This is a genomic window from Sphingobacterium sp. (assembly GCF_032065005.1).
Classification (GTDB): domain Bacteria; phylum Bacteroidota; class Bacteroidia; order Sphingobacteriales; family Sphingobacteriaceae; genus Sphingobacterium.
Genome location: NZ_DAMBMM010000012.1, coordinates 26,721 through 42,808, shown reverse-complemented (window position 1 = coordinate 42,808; position 16,088 = coordinate 26,721). Strand labels below are relative to the sequence as shown.

General features: G+C 38.6%; 13 protein-coding genes. 8 read left to right on the top strand and 5 right to left on the bottom strand.

The genetic code is table 11. The features are described 5' to 3' along the window. Window positions 1-43: 43 nt before the first annotated feature. The 3 genes from RT138_RS16395 to RT138_RS16385 all read right to left on the bottom strand — a co-directional run bounded on the left by RT138_RS16395 (window position 44) and on the right by RT138_RS16385 (window position 1,391). The gene (locus RT138_RS16395; RefSeq protein WP_313191536.1) at window positions 44-352 is read right to left on the bottom strand and encodes a rhodanese-like domain-containing protein; all 309 of its coding nucleotides are present in this window, start codon (window positions 350-352) and stop codon (window positions 44-46) included. Window positions 353-425: 73 nt separating this feature from the next. Beyond that, on the bottom strand, window positions 426-839 hold the full coding sequence (locus RT138_RS16390; RefSeq protein WP_313191535.1) for a DUF6691 family protein: 414 nt from the start codon (window positions 837-839) through the stop codon (window positions 426-428). A 3-nt stretch (window positions 840-842) separates the two neighbouring features. Beyond that, on the bottom strand, window positions 843-1,391 hold the full coding sequence (locus RT138_RS16385) for a YeeE/YedE thiosulfate transporter family protein (RefSeq protein ID WP_313191534.1): 549 nt from the start codon (window positions 1,389-1,391) through the stop codon (window positions 843-845). A 159-nt stretch (window positions 1,392-1,550) separates the two neighbouring features. Between RT138_RS16385 and RT138_RS16380 the strand changes: the two genes are divergently transcribed. Both RT138_RS16380 and RT138_RS16375 read left to right on the top strand, forming a co-directional pair. Beyond that, on the top strand, window positions 1,551-2,339 hold the full coding sequence (locus RT138_RS16380) for a sulfite exporter TauE/SafE family protein (RefSeq protein WP_313191533.1): 789 nt from the start codon (window positions 1,551-1,553) through the stop codon (window positions 2,337-2,339). A 157-nt stretch (window positions 2,340-2,496) separates the two neighbouring features. Next, the gene (locus tag RT138_RS16375) at window positions 2,497-2,811 is read left to right on the top strand and encodes a DUF4342 domain-containing protein (RefSeq protein WP_313191532.1); all 315 of its coding nucleotides are present in this window, start codon (window positions 2,497-2,499) and stop codon (window positions 2,809-2,811) included. 76 nt (window positions 2,812-2,887) lie between these two features. Here RT138_RS16375 and RT138_RS16370 read toward each other — a convergent pair whose 3' ends face one another. Further along, complete coding sequence (locus RT138_RS16370) at window positions 2,888-3,367, bottom strand: Dabb family protein (RefSeq protein WP_313191531.1); 480 nt, start codon at window positions 3,365-3,367, stop codon at window positions 2,888-2,890. Window positions 3,368-3,952: 585 nt separating this feature from the next. On the opposite strand from RT138_RS16370, the gene RT138_RS16365 reads away from it, so the two are divergent. From RT138_RS16365 to RT138_RS16350, 4 genes are all read left to right on the top strand, one after another. Continuing rightward, window positions 3,953-9,142, top strand: a complete 5,190-nt coding sequence (locus RT138_RS16365) for a translocation/assembly module TamB domain-containing protein (RefSeq protein WP_313191530.1) — start codon at window positions 3,953-3,955, stop codon at window positions 9,140-9,142. Continuing rightward, entirely contained in the window at window positions 9,108-11,432 is a 2,325-nt protein-coding gene (locus RT138_RS16360) for a BamA/TamA family outer membrane protein (RefSeq protein WP_313191529.1), read from the top strand. Before RT138_RS16365 ends, RT138_RS16360 begins: the two co-directional genes overlap by 35 nt. 214 nt (window positions 11,433-11,646) lie before the next feature. Continuing rightward, on the top strand, window positions 11,647-12,591 hold the full coding sequence (locus tag RT138_RS16355) for a malate dehydrogenase (RefSeq protein ID WP_313191528.1): 945 nt from the start codon (window positions 11,647-11,649) through the stop codon (window positions 12,589-12,591). Between the two features lie 28 nt (window positions 12,592-12,619). Continuing rightward, entirely contained in the window at window positions 12,620-13,072 is a 453-nt protein-coding gene (locus RT138_RS16350; protein WP_185213588.1) for a retropepsin-like aspartic protease, read from the top strand. On the opposite strand, the gene RT138_RS16345 is transcribed toward RT138_RS16350, so the two are convergent. After that, complete coding sequence (locus tag RT138_RS16345; RefSeq protein WP_313191527.1) at window positions 13,039-14,268, bottom strand: MFS transporter; 1,230 nt, start codon at window positions 14,266-14,268, stop codon at window positions 13,039-13,041. The two genes, RT138_RS16350 and RT138_RS16345, sit on opposite strands and share 34 nt — an antisense overlap. Window positions 14,269-14,544: 276 nt before the next feature. On the opposite strand from RT138_RS16345, the gene fsa reads away from it, so the two are divergent. Together fsa and RT138_RS16335 are read left to right on the top strand one after the other, a co-directional pair. Continuing rightward, window positions 14,545-15,204: a fructose-6-phosphate aldolase gene (gene fsa / locus RT138_RS16340; protein WP_185213586.1), complete on the top strand. Its 660-nt coding sequence runs from the start codon at window positions 14,545-14,547 to the stop codon at window positions 15,202-15,204. A gap of 86 nt (window positions 15,205-15,290) precedes the next feature. After that, window positions 15,291-15,755: a Fur family transcriptional regulator gene (locus tag RT138_RS16335; protein ID WP_185213585.1), complete on the top strand. Its 465-nt coding sequence runs from the start codon at window positions 15,291-15,293 to the stop codon at window positions 15,753-15,755. Window positions 15,756-16,088 lie beyond the last annotated feature (333 nt).

Sequence of the window (16,088 nt, the reverse complement as noted above, 5' to 3'; positions counted from 1 at the left end):
CCTTTAAAATATTAAATTTATAATTCTGTTAAGTTAATGTTTCTTACTTATTGTTTTGGCCCCAAGATAAAAATCCTCCCTGTAGATCGAAAATTTCTTTTGCACCCATGTTTTCCAAGATCTTGGCTGCCATATGTGAGCGAGCTCCAGAACGGCAATATATAAAGATTGGCTTTTTAAAATCAATGAATTTTTTAGCCTGATCCATAAAATCAGAAGACTGAACATTAATCAACGTAGATCCATCAATCTTACCTAATGAATATTCCATTTCTGTTCTCACATCGATGAGTTGAACGTCATTGTTTTTTATTTGAGCCTTAAACTCTGGTACTGTTAATAATTTTATCATATCACAAATTTTATACAACAAAGTTAGGTCTATCAAAAATCAGTATCCGCTACTTTTGTTACACATCAATTTGTTAATGAGGCAATTTATCTTTCACAAGACCATATAAATAGGTTCCCAAGATTGCAAAACCCGCAACGATCAACATGCTGTACAATCCTGAACCGATCAACACAAAAACTGGTCCTGGACATGCGCCCACCAACGCCCATCCAAGCCCAAACAGGATTCCTCCAATGAGATACCTAGGAATGGATTTAGCCTTCGGAGCAATACATACGGCATCGCCATTGGCATTTTTCACTTTGTTGCGTTTCAAATATTGTACCGCAGGAACGCCGATCAATAAAGCGGTTGCCATAAATCCAAACATGTGGAAGGATTGAAAGCTGAACATTTCAAAGATTCGGAACCATGATGCCGCTTCTGCTTTATACATGACAATACCAAAAGCCACACCTAATAATATATAAATTAATTTTTTCATGTCTTAAAAAATAAGGGGGAAGAATAAATGAACCATGGCAAGTCCACCGATAAAAAATCCGACAACAGCAATCAACGAAGGCCATTGTAGGTCACTCAGACCAGAGATTGCATGTCCAGAAGTACATCCACCAGCATATCGTGTTCCGAAACCGATCAATAAACCACCAATTGCAAGGATAGCGATGTTTTTAGCGTTTATGGTTTCGAAGATTTCCGTTGGAGAGTAGGCTTTTCCGGCGCTTTCAATTCCTAATTCCTTCAGGTCAGTGACTGTCTGTTCGGAAATTTGAGGAATTTGATTGTCGGAAAGGAAGTGAGCGGCAAGGAAGCCACCAATAACAGACCCTAGCAGGAACAACAGGTTCCAGATCTGTTTTTTCCAATCAAATTTAAAAAAGCTACAGGAATTGCCTGCACCCAAGACGGCACAGATGTTTCTGAAATTGGATGAAAATCCAAATGTTCTACCTAGTAAAATTAAAGCCAGCATAATAAGGGCGACCAATGAGCCGCCGACGTACCAGGGCCAAGGCCCCATTAATAAATCCATAGTCGTTAAATAAATTTTGTGCAAAAGTACGGTCTTTAAAAAAGTCTTTCAGTAACCAAAGTTACTCATATCCTGAGCAAAACTGCTTCATAGCTATGTAACTAATGTAACTAACTCCAAAAAATCTTTACCTGAACTTTGCGGAAGAAAAATTTATTTATGGAGTATTTAGGATATTTTGCGTCGATTGGGATTGGAGTTTCACTTGGATTGATTGGTGGTGGAGGCAGTATTTTAACTGTGCCTGTTTTGGTTTACCTATTTCATATAGATCCATTACTGGCCACTTCCTATTCCCTATTTATTGTTGGTTCTACCTCTGCAGTTGGAGCAATCCCCTATTTCAGAAATAATTTAGTTGATTTTCAAACAGCATTATATTTTGGTTTACCTTCCATTATTACGGTGTTTTTGACCCGGTTATATGTCATTGAGGCCATCCCGAATCATTTGTTTCAGATTGGCAGCTTTGCAGTAAGCAAAAATATGGGAATCATGCTCCTATTTGCTGTCCTGATGCTGTTTGCGGCCTTGAAAATGATAAAAGGAAATCAGGAGGAGGAATCTAAGAAATTAAGTCGTCAAAGTATCCTGCCATTGGTATTTCAAGGTGCTGCTGTAGGCTTAATCAGCGGACTAGTCGGTGCTGGAGGAGGTTTTTTGATTATTCCGGCATTGATCATCTTTAATCAAATGCCGATGAAAAAAGCGGTAGGTACTTCCCTATTGATCATTGCTGCGAATTCACTTTTTGGCTTCATTGGAAAATTAGACTTCCATTTGATCAACTGGACTTTCCTATTAACCATTTCCGGAATTGCTATTGCAGGCATATTGATCGGTTCTAAACTGAGCCAGAAGATTGATGGAAAAAAATTGAAACCTGCATTCGGTTGGTTTGTTTTATTGATGGGGATTGTGGTCATCATCCAGGAAATAAGCAAGTAGGTCCAAGATTGGAATTTTCACCGATTATTTATTGGCAATTACCGAAAATATATATTGATTGACCTAATCTCGTAGTAGAGAAAGTTGTACAAGTCTTATCTTTGAGTAACAAAAATAACTTAGCAACAAATTGTATATCAAATAAAAACGAACAACTATGTCAATTAAAGAAACATTCTCAGTAACTGGAGAGAACTTATTAAAAAGAATCAAGGATTTAATCGCTGAAGGAAACGTTACGAAGATCAGCATTGCTGATAAGCACGGAAAAGACATTATGAGCTTTCCAGTAACCTTAGGTGTAATTGGAGTTGTATTGGCTCCGATCTTTGCAGCGGTAGGCGCTATAGCAGCTTTGTTGACTGAATGCAAAATTACTGTGGAACGCAGTGATAAACCAGAAGATAAAGACCCTAATGAGGCCGCAAAAACAGAAGAAAACACACAAAGAACGGATATTGAAGTCCACTAATTTCTTAGATTTTTTACTGAACGAAAGAGGCCGTCGGGAAATCCAACGGCCTCTTTTATATTTTTATCGGTCAAGATTACATCAGGATAGCATCCTTTACCTGAACTTTGGTCCAATATTTACTGAATTTATCCACCGCTTCAAGATGAATCGGATGATGTTCGTAGGTATTGATATCGTCCATGGTATTGAAAGTCACCAATAAATAGTAGGAAAAAGAGTTGTCTACGACATCGCGAGGCGTCGTAGGTGCTGGTTTTCCGAATCTCAAGGCTTTAGGTCCTGGAACTTTTTTCAGTTCTTCAAAAAAGTTCATGAAATCTTTCTCTTCCTCAGGAGTGATTCCATCTTTAAGCCAAAAATATACATTATGTACAATCAGTCCCGAACCAAGCTCATCCTGTTGCGTAGCTGTTGTCGTTGAAGTGCTAGCTGCAGAAGTAGAGTCGGCATTTGAGCCTTGTTTGGCATTAGATGACTCATTTGCGCAAGAACTCAATAATGCTCCTGAACTTGCTCCGACTAGAATGGTTGTGATAAAGTTTTTTCTTTTCATGTTTAAAATTTAGATTGATGAAGGTATATAAATATAAGAATTCTTTCTTTTTATTCACTTGATGGACCATGTAAAAGCAAAATATTGCACAGGTTTCACAAATGGAAAGAGAAACGCTACAGCAATATTAAAATTTTACAAAAGTAGCTAAGCAATTATTATTATAGACCTAGGAAACAGAAACATAAGAAACCAATAATTCAAAATTTTTAAACAATAGTTTATTGTTGTTTCAATATTCATAAATGAAAATACTTAGTGTAAACAAATTGATTATTAATAGAATATACGGCACATTCCTTGCTTTAATTCACCGAAAGACAATAAAGAAATCTAGGGTATTTTCCTTTTCAAACTATATATTTGCAGGGAAATTATGCTGCAATTAAATTGATTTATTATTAAACAAATGCAGCTAATAGGTGTTAGTAAGAGATACAATATTAATTATAAAAGGATATTTTTCAGGCTTTGAATAGATTTGGTCGAATTGTATTAAAAACGGTCTTGTGGATTATAGGGTCCATAATAGCTTTAATTTTACTTCTAATTTTTCTGATCCGTCTTCCCTCAGTTCAAAACTATGTGGTTGGCAAGGTTTCGAATTATTTAGAGAACAAGCTTGGAACTCAGGTAGATATTGGCCACATCTATATCAACTTTCCCAAAAAGCTGGAGTTGAACGATGTCTTTTTTGCGGATGAATCGAAGGACACCCTCATTGCGGGAGAATCCCTGATGGTCGACATCAATATGTTCAAATTATTAAAGAACACTGTTGAAATCAACGAACTTCAGTTAAAAGGGATTACTGCCAAAATCAACAGAAAGCTTCCTGATAGTTCTTTTAACTTTGATTATATTGTAGCTGCATTTTCTTCAGAAAAGGAAAGCACAGCTACCGCTGACTCTTCCTCTGCCCTAACCTTTGATATTGACAAAGTCAATTTTGAAAGAATAAAATTTGTCTATAAGGATGATGTCATTGGTACCTCCGCAGATATTTACTTAAATAAGTTTGATACCCGGGTATCTAAATTTGACCTGACGAATAATATGGCATTTGGCATGCCGAATGTAAAAATCGATGGTTTATCTGCTGATATCAAGCAATGGGCTGTCATCAGCTCGCAAGATTCTGTTAAAGCATCGGATTTTGGTATTACCGATCAGAGTGTAGAACAAAGCTCCCTTCTTCCAGACATAGATATCAAGACTGTTGACCTGAAGAATATCTTTATCCGATATGATGATAAGGCGATCAATATGCAGAGCAAATTTGATATCAAGAATCTTGCTGGTAACATTGATCAGATTGACCTGAACAAAGAAATCGTAAAGCTGAAAGAAATCAAGCTTTCGCAATCAGATTCTGAGGTTCTATTTGGAAAAACAACTACCGAACACACTTTTGACGATAAGGCTGATACCACAACATCTTCAGTCAACTGGAAGGTTTCTGTTGATAAACTGGCCATAGAAAAGACGAATTTCTGGTTTAAGGATGATAATCAAGCCAGGACCAAGGGAATTGACTATTTCAACCTTAAGCTTACCGATATTGCAGGAGCTTTAGATGAGCTCTATTATTCTTCAGACTCTATTTCAGGTGATCTAAAAGGATTCACGGTAAAAGACCATTCTGGTTTTGACCTAAAAATGTTGAAAGGTGATTTCGTCTATACCAATACAGGAGCAACCATCAAGGACTTATTGATTGAAACTCCAAATACCCTGATTCAGGATGAGATTGTCATTTCATATCCATCATTGGATGCTGTTTCAAACAATCCAGCGGCCATGACTATCAATGCCAATATCAAAAAGAGTCACATTGATATGAAAGACATTAGGTTTTTAGCTCCTGATCTTGAAAAAGAGGATGTTATGAAGCCGTTAATGAACAAGCGCTTTTATATTGATGGCAAAGTGTTGGGTAAATTGAACGACCTTCGCATTCCTCGTTTTGAGTTTAAAACTCTGAACAACACCCATGTAATAGCAACAGCTCATATTAAGGGGCTTCCGGATGTCGATAAAATGTATCTTGACCTGAACCTGAAAAAATTGGTTACAGGCCGAAACGACCTCAATCAATTGATCGCTCCTTCCCTATTGCCTGATAGCATACAATTACCTAGGAACATCAGTTTGACAGGTACCTTTAAAGGAGGCATGAACGGTTTTGACACCGACATGAAATTGATTACAGAGCAAGGAAATGCCACGGTTAATGGAAAGTTGAACATGGGTAGAGATACGACCTATAATGCCTATGTGACGGTTGACAATTTCAACCTGGGCGAATTCCTGAAACAGGATTCTGTTTTGGGTTATGTTTCTGCACAAGCCCAAGTGAATGGTACTGGCCTAGATCCAAAGACCATGCAGGCCGATATATTAGGTACGCTGAACCGTTTTGATGCGATGGGCTATAGCTATAAGGACATTAATTTTGACCTTACGGCACGTTCTGGGGATATTGCTGGAACCATAAACAGTCCTGACCCTAACATTGACCTTGATGCCAACATCCAAGCAGATATGCGTGGTCAATTCCCGAAACTATATGCGGAAATGATGATTGACAGCATTAATTTCAAGAATTTGAAATTAATGGATCAAGATGTCAGATACCATGGGAAGATTGTGGCCGATTTTGAAAGCCTAGATTTGGATAATCTGAACGGGTCATTATTGGTGGCCAATTCTTCGATTGCCTATGAGAAGGAACGCTATGCTTTGGATACGATTTCACTAACAGCACAGGCTGATACCGGTAAAAATACGTTGATATTAAACTCTGAGTTTATGAGTGCCCATTTGACGGGAAGTTATAAACTGACTGAATTGGGCTCTTCCATTTCAGATATTATACAGACATACTATAATCCTTCAGGGGTACATCAGAAATATGAATATTCACCACAGCAATTTGAATTTTCAGCACGTCTATATCGTTCGAGGATCGTTAGGGATTTCCTTCCGGAACTGGAAGAACTGCAGGATGTAACCTTAGATGGTACTTTCAACAGTGCAGACCGGACCTTAATGGCCAAGCTCTTGGCACCGAAAGTCACTTATGCGGGCACTGAGATAGAAAATGTGGGTGTCGATATCATCACGGCCGACAGTACCCTATATTACAATGCCTTGATTGGCCATATCTTAGTTAGCAATATCGAGCTTAGAAACACGGTTATCAGTGGTAGTGTGGTTGAAAACAATGTTGATTTCGGACTATGGATCAAGGATAAGGAAGATAAGGAACAGTATCATTTAGGTGCGACCATGCTGGTTGGCAACAACAGCTATAATCTTTCCCTGAAAGAAGATGGACTGATGTTGAACTATGAAGATTGGGATATCGAACCGAACAATGTAATCAGTTTTGGACAGAGTGGTGTTCGCGCTTCAGGCTTTGTTCTATCCAATGAAGGGCAGGAATTGCGTATTCAATCTCAGGATTCAACCTTCAACGCCCCTATTGACCTTAGCTTCAACAATTTTAGAATTGAAACCATTACCGAAATGCTTCAATCTGAAACGCTAAAAGTTGGTGGAGGTATCAATGGAAACGCGACGGTATCTAGGTTTGAGTCTTCTCCAGTATTTGTTTCCGATTTGACAATCGATAAGTTCTTCTTTGGTACTGATACCATTGGTAATGTTGCGTTAAAGGTAAACAACATCAAAGAAAATACGTATTCCGCCGATGTTAGAATTACTGAAAACGGAAATGACGTTCATTTGGTTGGGGATGTTATCTCTCCTCCAGAAGGTGATATGCAGATTGATGCAACCCTGAACCTAAATCCAATGCGCATGCAAACTATCCAAGCCTTCAGTTTGGGTAATTTGAGAGATGCTCAAGGGGATTTATCTGGTGCCCTGAAAATAACAGGAACTACTTCTGCGCCAAGGATCAATGGAGAGCTGACTTTCCATGATGCCATTATCAATGCATCGATGTTGAACTCCAATATGCGCGCGGATAACCAAAAGATCTATTTTAATGATCAAGGTATTTCTTTCCGTCAGTTTAATTTGGTGGATTCCAAGAACAATGTTGCTCGACTAAATGGTACTATCAAAACGACTACCTATACAGATTTTATCTTTAACCTGAACTTGACCACTGATGATTTCGAGGTCATGAACTCTACCCGTCTGGACAATGATCTGTTCTTTGGCAAGATGTATGTGACTTCAAACCTGCGTATTACAGGCGATTTGGATAAACCAAGAATCGACGGTAATGTCAAGGCAAATGACAGGACAGATTTCAACTTTATTGTGCCTAATGACGATCCAGGAGTTGCGCAACGCGAAGGCGTTGTGAAATTCGTGGATAAGAGTGATACCGCAAGAGCCAATGTATTTGCTCAACTCGATTCCTTGACGACGGTATCAAGTCAATTATCAGGATATGATATTGCCTTGAACCTGAGCACAGACCCTGATGCTAAATTCAAGGTTATCTTGGATGAAGGAACTCAAGATGCATTAAATATTCAAGGGGTGGCAGAAATCAATACCAGCATTGATGCCAATGAGAAAATTACCATGTCTGGAACCTTTACCGTGGAAAAAGGTGACTATACCTTCTCCTTCGGCCCTATTTCAAAGGATTTCAGTTTCCAAAAAGGAAGTACCATTACATGGAATGGAGATCCATTGGATGCCAGATTAGACATTACTGCTGTTTACTCCGGTAAGTTCGCTACACTGGAATTGGTACAGAACCAAATTGGTTCTGAGAGCCAAAACCTATATAAACAAAGGGTTCCATTCAATGTATTATTGAAATTGACCGGCGAACTGTTTAAACCGCAGATCAATTTCGATATCGATCTGGATGAAAAGAATGCCATTGTTTCGCAAGATGTGGTCAGTAAGGTAAATATTGCCCTATCAAATATGCGTGAGGATCCGGCAGAACTAAACAAACAGGTTTTCTCCTTGATTGCCTTGGGTCGATTTATGTCGGCTAATCCATTTGAAAGTTTGTCTGGAGGTGGTACGGAAGCGATGGTTAGAAGTACGGTAAGTTCATTCCTAACGGGTCAATTGAACAATTTAGCCTCTGACCTGATTAAGGGCGTGGAGCTTGATTTCAACTTGAATTCTGAAGAGGATTACTTGACCGGAAATGCGGAAACAAGGACCGACCTCAACGTAGGAATCTCTAAGATGCTATTTGATGATCGTTTGAAAATCACGATAGGTTCTAACTTTGAAGTTGAAGGAAATACTCGTCCTGGCGAAAAAGCTTCTAATATTGCAGGTGATATATCCCTAGACTATCAATTATCGAAGGACGGACGCTACTTTGCGAGAGTTTACCGCAAAAACCAATATCAGGCCACCCTACAAGGGCAATTTGTAGAGACTGGTATAGGTTTTATCATCAACATGAGCTACAACAGATTTAGGGAATTGTTTATGAATTCCAAAGCGCTACAGGAATATTATAATACCGATAGCCGTGGGTTCAGAAGAAGATTTGATGTGGAAAGAATGGAAACCGATTCGGTGTACCGTGATTCTGTTCGCATGGTCATCCGTGATAGTTTGATGATCCATAGCCCTGAATTCAGAAAACGCATGGAAGAACGGGAAAAAGAGAGAAAACAGGAAGAGTTGAAAACACAGCCAGATAGCACTGGCCTTCCCATAGATAGCACACATAGAGATACTTCAACAAATACCATTGAACCAAATAAGTCTGCCATTAAAAATGAAGAAGAGGAAGGGGGTAATAATGAAAATTAAGCACCTATTTGCATACTCCTTTGGACTATTGCTTGTCGCAAGCTGTAATCCTACAAAATACATTGCTGAAGGGGACAAGTTCTATAAAGAGGGCGATGTTGTCATCCATAATGATACTATTCCTAAAGAGCGAAAAGAAGGTTTTGAGACTTTCTTGGAAAACTCCTTATTGCCCAAGCCAAACAGTAAACTATTAGGGGTTTACTTTAAGGTTGGCCTCTGGAATATGGGTGGTGGCCCTGATACCAGCAATAACTTCGTGAGACGTTGGTTGAAAAAACAAGGGGAAGCCCCTGTCCTATTAAGCGATGTTAATCGTGAATACAACGAAAACCTGCTAAGGAACAAGATGGAAAACCTGGGCTTCTTTACCGCGAGAGTGACCTCTGATACGCTTATCGATGGTAAAATGGCCACTATTCAATATGATGCCTTTCCAGGACCTATCTACAGGATCAATGAGGTTAAATTTGACGTGGATAGCAATACTCGCTTGGGAAAATCAATCATCAGTACCAAAGATCAGACCTTATTGCAGCCCGGAAACAACTATAACCTGGATGTTATCTTGAACGAAAGAGACCGGATCGACAATAAGTTGAAGGAACAGGGTTATTATTATTTTAGTCCTGATAATTTATTGGTTGAAGTGGACAGTACAATTGGAGACAATAAAGTCGACATGTTCATGATCGTAAAACCGGAAACTCCTAGACAAGCAAAGGAGCCGCAACATATTGGTAATGTATATGTTTTTGCAGATTATAAGGAAACTGCTGGATCCAATAGAAGAAGGGTTCCCAGAAGTGTGGAGAAATATGATGATAAGTTCTACATCATAGACCCGCAGAACAAATACCGCAAAAAAGTTTTGGCCAACCACCTGTTCTTGGAACCAGAGCAGATGTACAACCGTTGGAACCATAATATGACCATCAATCACTTGGTGAACCTGAATACCTTCAAATTCGTAAAGAACGAATTTGTGGACAGTCCTGATTCCACCGATCATTTGGATGTGTACTATTATTTAACACCAATGGAGAAAAAATCCATTCGTTTGGAGCTGGTCGGTAAAACCGCTGCCGTTTATAACGGTACGGAAGTAACTGCCAATTGGACCCTAAAGAATGCTTTTAAAGGATTTGAGAACTTAACTGTATCTGTTTTTGGCGGATATGAGACCCAAACAGGTGGAAATGTAAACTTAAATTCTTCCTATATCCGTTATGGTGCCGAGGTAGGGATTACCTGGCCGCGCTTGCTATCTCCTTATAAATGGACGCCAGGGAAACAATATATCCCTAAGACATTCTTAAAAGCAGGTTATGAATTCCTGAACCGTAGGACTGCCTATACCTTGAATTCAATGACCTTAAACTATGGTTATGCATGGAAGGAAAACCAGCAGAAAGACCATAATCTAACGCTTGCCGAGATTATCTATGTTCAACCTCGTGGAATTTCAGATGAATATAGGGCACAAATGGACACCGTTCCTACCCTAAGACACATTGTTGACCCTCAATTCTCTTTTGGTCCAAATTACGTGTACACTTTCACGAATACCATGGAGAACAAAAAACATACTTTTTATGCCAAAGCAGGATTGAACACCTCAGGAAATATCCTGGGTCTGATTCAAGGGGCCAACTATAATGAAGGGAAAATCAAGGAACTATTTGGCACTCCGTATTCGCAATTTATCAAAGCAGAGGCTGATTTAAGGCATTATTTAAAGATTACGCCTACTTCAACCTTGGCATCCAGGATAATGATCGGAACGAGTTATTCCTACGGAAACTCGCGTTCTCTACCTTATTTAAAGCAGTATTTCACTGGTGGTCCCAATGGTTTGAGGGCTTTCAGGGCACGTGCGGTAGGTCCGGGTTCATCCCTGCCGGAAAACTTGGGAGAGGATAACTTTTTTGCTGACCAAACTGGTGATTATAAACTAGAATTGAACACGGAATATAGGGCAAAGATTGCAGGAATGCTACATTGGGCCGCTTTTATCGATGCGGGTAACGTGTGGTTGCAAAACAAAGATGATAACAAACCTGGAGGTCGTTTCAGTAAGGATTTCTTAAGTGAGTTAGCTGTTGGTGGTGGTTTAGGATTAAGGTTAGATTTAGATTTCTTGATAATCCGTACAGACTTTGCCATTCCATTTAGAGTACCATATCGTCCTAAAGATGACCGTTGGGTATTTAAATATATCGACATTCGAGACAGAGATTGGAGAAGAGATAATCTGGTGTTTAACCTAGCGATAGGTTATCCATTCTAGAAAAAAGAGCTGTTTAATAAACAGCTCTTTTATTTTGCCTTGAGATTATCCACATTAATAAAAATTAGGCTGGTTAAGCCTTGTGATTTTTTCTGATTCCCTTTCGGATTATTTGCATTGTAATTATTGATTTACATTAAATTGACGCTATTTAGCCTGCGATTGACGATTATTTTTGTTAGATTTAGTGGAAATAAACATAACCCTTAACTATATGAAAATAACCGTAGTTGGAGCAGGGGCAGTTGGAGCAACGACCGCTGATAATCTGGTAAGAAAAAATGTAGCAGAAGAAATCATCTTGTTAGACATTAAAGAAGGATTTGCAGAGGGGAAAGCCCAAGACATGATGCAAACTTCTGCCCTTTTAGGATTTGATTCAAAGATAAAAGGTGTTACCAATGATTATTTAGCAACAGCAGGATCAGCAGTGGCCGTGATTACTTCTGGAATTCCTAGGAAACCAGGTATGACCAGGGAGGAATTGATCGGTACGAACGCAAATATTGTAAAGACTGTAGTTGAAAATCTTATCAAACATTCTCCAGATATCATCATATTAATTGTTTCCAATCCAATGGATACAATGACCTACTTAGCTTTAAAATCTAGTGGATTGCCTAAAAACCGAATCATCGGTATGGGCGGCGCATTGGATTCTGCACGCTTTAAATATCAAATCAGTGATAAATTAAATGCATCGGCCAATGACCTGAATGCCATCGTAATTGGTGGTCATGGCGATACCACGATGATTCCACTGATCAAACATGCGACATGGAACAGCGTACCGGTTGCCGATTTCCTAACTGAGGGAGAAGAGCAAGAAATTGTGAAGAAAACCATGGTTGGAGGCGCAACATTAACTGCTTTAATCGGTACTTCTGCTTGGTATGCACCAGGCGCAGCAGCAGCAGCGATGGTAGAAAGTATAGTCCACAACCAGAATAAATTATTCACGGCTTCCGTTTACCTAGAAGGAGAATATGGACAGGAAGACATCAATATCGGTGTTCCCGTTATCATCAATAATAAAGGTTGGGACAGAATAGTGCCGATGAACTTATCTGCAGAGGAAGAAGAACTGTTCAAGGCAAGTGCAGAGGCTGTACGCAAAATGAACGATGTTCTTTATGCCGAAGGGGTACTCAAAAAATAGCTCAATATTATTTCAGAATTTCATTTAAATGCAAAATATTCCATTTGAAGTCATCGGCCTGCAAGCCGATGGCTTTCATATTATTACAGAGATCGAGATTTTTGACAAGAATTTTAAAATGGTCATCGACACTGGCGCTTCAAAAACCGTGTTGGACAAGGAAACCCTTTTGAATTCAGGAATAAATGAGGAGGAGTTCCTTAACACCGATATCTTATCTACAGGACTTGGAACCAACAATATGCAGAGTTTCATGATCACCATTCCCCAAATAAAAATGGCAGATTGGTCCACCAAGAACTTTACAGCGGCTGTTTTAGACCTGAGTTCCATTAATTATGCATATAGTCAGATAGGATTAGATCCGGTAATCGGGGTTTTAGGAGGCGATATCTTAAAATTGTATGGAGCTAAAATAGATTACAAAAAGAATATATTGACCTTAAATCAGCGTAAATTGAACTTAAACAACCGGCGTTGAATATGAAGCCTTAAATAAATATAGAACCCTATAGCCAATAGAATTCCACATCCACCCATGATATAAAGGGTGTTTTTAATACCTACAATTTCAGCAATGGCCCCTGTCAATAAACTTCCGACTGGGAAGATCCCTTGGAATGCCATCACATAATAAGACATTGCCCTAGCTCTGTATGCTGGCATTGCGTGGGTTTGTATATAGGTATTTATCGATGAATTCTGCATCATCATGGAAAATGAAACCGCGCCTGTGAACAGTAAAGCAGACGGTAGATAATGGGCAAAAGCCAATAAGACCAAAGAAATACCCATAAAAAAGGCTGCAAACATAATCCGATACCTCAGGTTTTCGCCAGTTTTTAACCTTGCCATATTGATCGCTCCGATCATGGCTCCTAATCCAGCAGCACTCTCAAACCAGGAGAAGGTTCGCTCATTTCCCGAAAATAATTCCCTCGCCACGGCAGGCAAAAGTGAGGTATATGGAATAACCAATAAGCTAGAAATGCTTAAAATCACGATCAAAGATGCAATATGCGGTGATCTCTTGAGGTAATTAAAACCATGTACTAGGCCTTGGAAGGAAGTTTCATTTGGAATTACAATGACATGTTCCGTTACTTTCATCAGCAAAAGACAGATAATTACCGGGATAAAACTCAAAAAATTTAGTGTAAAACAAGCCAACTCCCCATAAGTTGAGAGTAAAATCCCTCCAATTGCCGGTCCGACCATCCGCGCAGCATTGAATATGGAACTGTTCAAAGCGATAGCATTGGGTAAATCTTTACGATTATCGACCAAATTCACCAGCAAAGCCTGTCTTCCCAATACATCAAATGCATTCACAACGCCTTGAATAAAGCCTAAAATAGATAAATACAGCACGGATTCCAGCTTTAAATAGACCAATAATGCCAATAAGCCGGCTTGAACCATCAGGCCGATCTGGGTAATAAGAACAAGTTTATATTTCTTATGTCTATCGACGAAAGCACCAATAAAAGGGGATAAAACAAGCGATGGAAGTAAGGAAATAAAGGAAACAAAACCTAGCCAAAAGACAGAATTTGTCAGTTGATAGACCAGCCAGCTGATGGCTATCCGTTGCATCCAAGTACCTAAAAGGGAAATTGATTGCCCTATAACATGTAATCGATAGTTGGGGTATTGGAGAGATCTAAATATTTGCATGAAATGCGGATTGTTGTTACAGCTTTTTTAAAGATAAAGGATTGAAACCCAAAACGGAAAAAACCTATTGTAAGTGAATGAATTATTACAATGGCTCTCCATTATTAACAGGAGAAAGCTGGAAATTGTTGCATCTGATATTAAAAATGCGCTGAAACGTAATAAATATCTTGGATATGAAGCCAATAACTTCAAATCTTGAAACAATATAATTACCTTTGCCTATCCTAAAGGATAATCAAAAGTTCTACAAAACAAATTAATTCAAATACTATCATGAAATTTTTTATTGATACCGCAAACCTTGAACAAATCAAAGAAGCTCAAGATCTTGGCGTTTTAGACGGAGTAACAACCAACCCTAGCTTAATGGCTAAAGAAGGTATTTCTGGCGAAGAAAATGTAATAAATCACTATAAAGCTATTTGCGATATCGTTGATGGAGACGTTAGTGCAGAGGTAATTTCTACAGATTATGAAGGAATGATCAAAGAAGGCGAGGCATTAGCAGCATTAGACAGCAAGATTGTTGTTAAAGTTCCAATGATCAAAGACGGTATTAAAGCGATTAAATATTTCAGTAAAAAAGGCATCAAAACCAACTGTACGTTAGTTTTCTCTGCTGGTCAGGCGCTATTGGCGGCTAAAGCAGGTGCTACCTATGTATCTCCATTCATTGGCCGTCTAGATGATATTTCTGTTGATGGCTTAGGATTAATCGAAGAAATCCGTGAAATCTACGATAATTACGGGTTTGAAACACAGATTTTAGCGGCATCAGTACGCCATAGTGCACATATTTTAGGCTGTGCTAAGATTGGTGCAGATGTAATGACTGGTCCTTTATCAGCTATTTTAGCTTTATTGAAGCACCCATTAACTGATAGCGGATTGGCTCAATTCTTAGCTGACCACGCAAAAGCAGCAGGTAAATAGTCTACTGTTTCCTGATAAAATATAAGGCCTCCAATGCGAAATTGGAGGCTTTTTTTATACCCAATTTAATTGTGTAAATTTATACCATGAAAGCGGATATGAGCACGGAATTGGATCCGGAAAAACTAGAAGAATTCAGCCAGGTATTAAAGGCAAATCAACTTAAAATCACCCAACCGAGACTAAGAGTTTTGGATATTATTTCCACCAAACTTTCAGCAATTTCACAACCCGAATTGGAGAAGATTTTAGGGTCTGAAATAGACCGTGTAACCCTCTATAGAATCTTGGCAAGCTTTGAAGAAAAGGGTATCCTCCATAAGGTTTTCGACCTGAATGGAACTGCGACTTATGCCTTCTGTTCGACGAAGTGCTCAGCGGACCATCACCATGATCAGCACGTTCATTTCATCTGTTCAGTCTGCAATTCTGTCTACTGTCTGGAGGAGATAGCCTTGCCCAAAATCAACCTTCCTACCGATTTTTCTTTGCACTCCATTGCCATAAACGCTGTAGGAATCTGCGACATTTGTAACGAGAAATCCTCGTAAATATTCATATTTTTTTTATAAATTGCTCTTGAAATTTCATGACCCAAAGAAATTTCAAGAGTATTTTTTTTACCCCTAAACCTTAAGCTAAATCACTTTTTTACTACTTGCTAATATTTAGTATTTAAATATATAGATGTTTATTTTATAAGCGCTTATGTATTCAAACATGTTATAAAAATTCAATAAATACATTTTAGCAAAACACAGGTTTTTCTCCATTAAAACCCATTTACACCTAATAAACAACAACTTACGAAAACAACAGGTTAAAAATGTTTTAGCATAATTTATTTATAATGTTATTTATCAGTTATTTATATAAGCTAAAAT

What these genes read in the sequence shown, in the direction of transcription:
- RT138_RS16395 (WP_313191536.1), bottom strand. Translation starts at nt 352, where the DNA reads ATGATAAAATTATTAACAGTACCAGAGTTTAAGGCTCAAATAAAAAAC.
- RT138_RS16390 (WP_313191535.1), bottom strand. Translation starts at nt 839, where the DNA reads ATGAAAAAATTAATTTATATATTATTAGGTGTGGCTTTTGGTATTGTC.
- RT138_RS16385 (WP_313191534.1), bottom strand. Translation starts at nt 1,391, where the DNA reads ATGGATTTATTAATGGGGCCTTGGCCCTGGTACGTCGGCGGCTCATTG.
- RT138_RS16380 (WP_313191533.1), top strand. Translation starts at nt 1,551, where the DNA reads ATGGAGTATTTAGGATATTTTGCGTCGATTGGGATTGGAGTTTCACTT.
- RT138_RS16375 (WP_313191532.1), top strand. Translation starts at nt 2,497, where the DNA reads ATGTCAATTAAAGAAACATTCTCAGTAACTGGAGAGAACTTATTAAAA.
- RT138_RS16370 (WP_313191531.1), bottom strand. Translation starts at nt 3,367, where the DNA reads ATGAAAAGAAAAAACTTTATCACAACCATTCTAGTCGGAGCAAGTTCA.
- RT138_RS16360 (WP_313191529.1), top strand. Translation starts at nt 9,108, where the DNA reads ATGAAGAAGAGGAAGGGGGTAATAATGAAAATTAAGCACCTATTTGCA.
- RT138_RS16355 (WP_313191528.1), top strand. Translation starts at nt 11,647, where the DNA reads ATGAAAATAACCGTAGTTGGAGCAGGGGCAGTTGGAGCAACGACCGCT.
- RT138_RS16350 (WP_185213588.1), top strand. Translation starts at nt 12,620, where the DNA reads ATGCAAAATATTCCATTTGAAGTCATCGGCCTGCAAGCCGATGGCTTT.
- RT138_RS16345 (WP_313191527.1), bottom strand. Translation starts at nt 14,268, where the DNA reads ATGCAAATATTTAGATCTCTCCAATACCCCAACTATCGATTACATGTT.
- fsa (WP_185213586.1), top strand. Translation starts at nt 14,545, where the DNA reads ATGAAATTTTTTATTGATACCGCAAACCTTGAACAAATCAAAGAAGCT.
- RT138_RS16335 (WP_185213585.1), top strand. Translation starts at nt 15,291, where the DNA reads ATGAAAGCGGATATGAGCACGGAATTGGATCCGGAAAAACTAGAAGAA.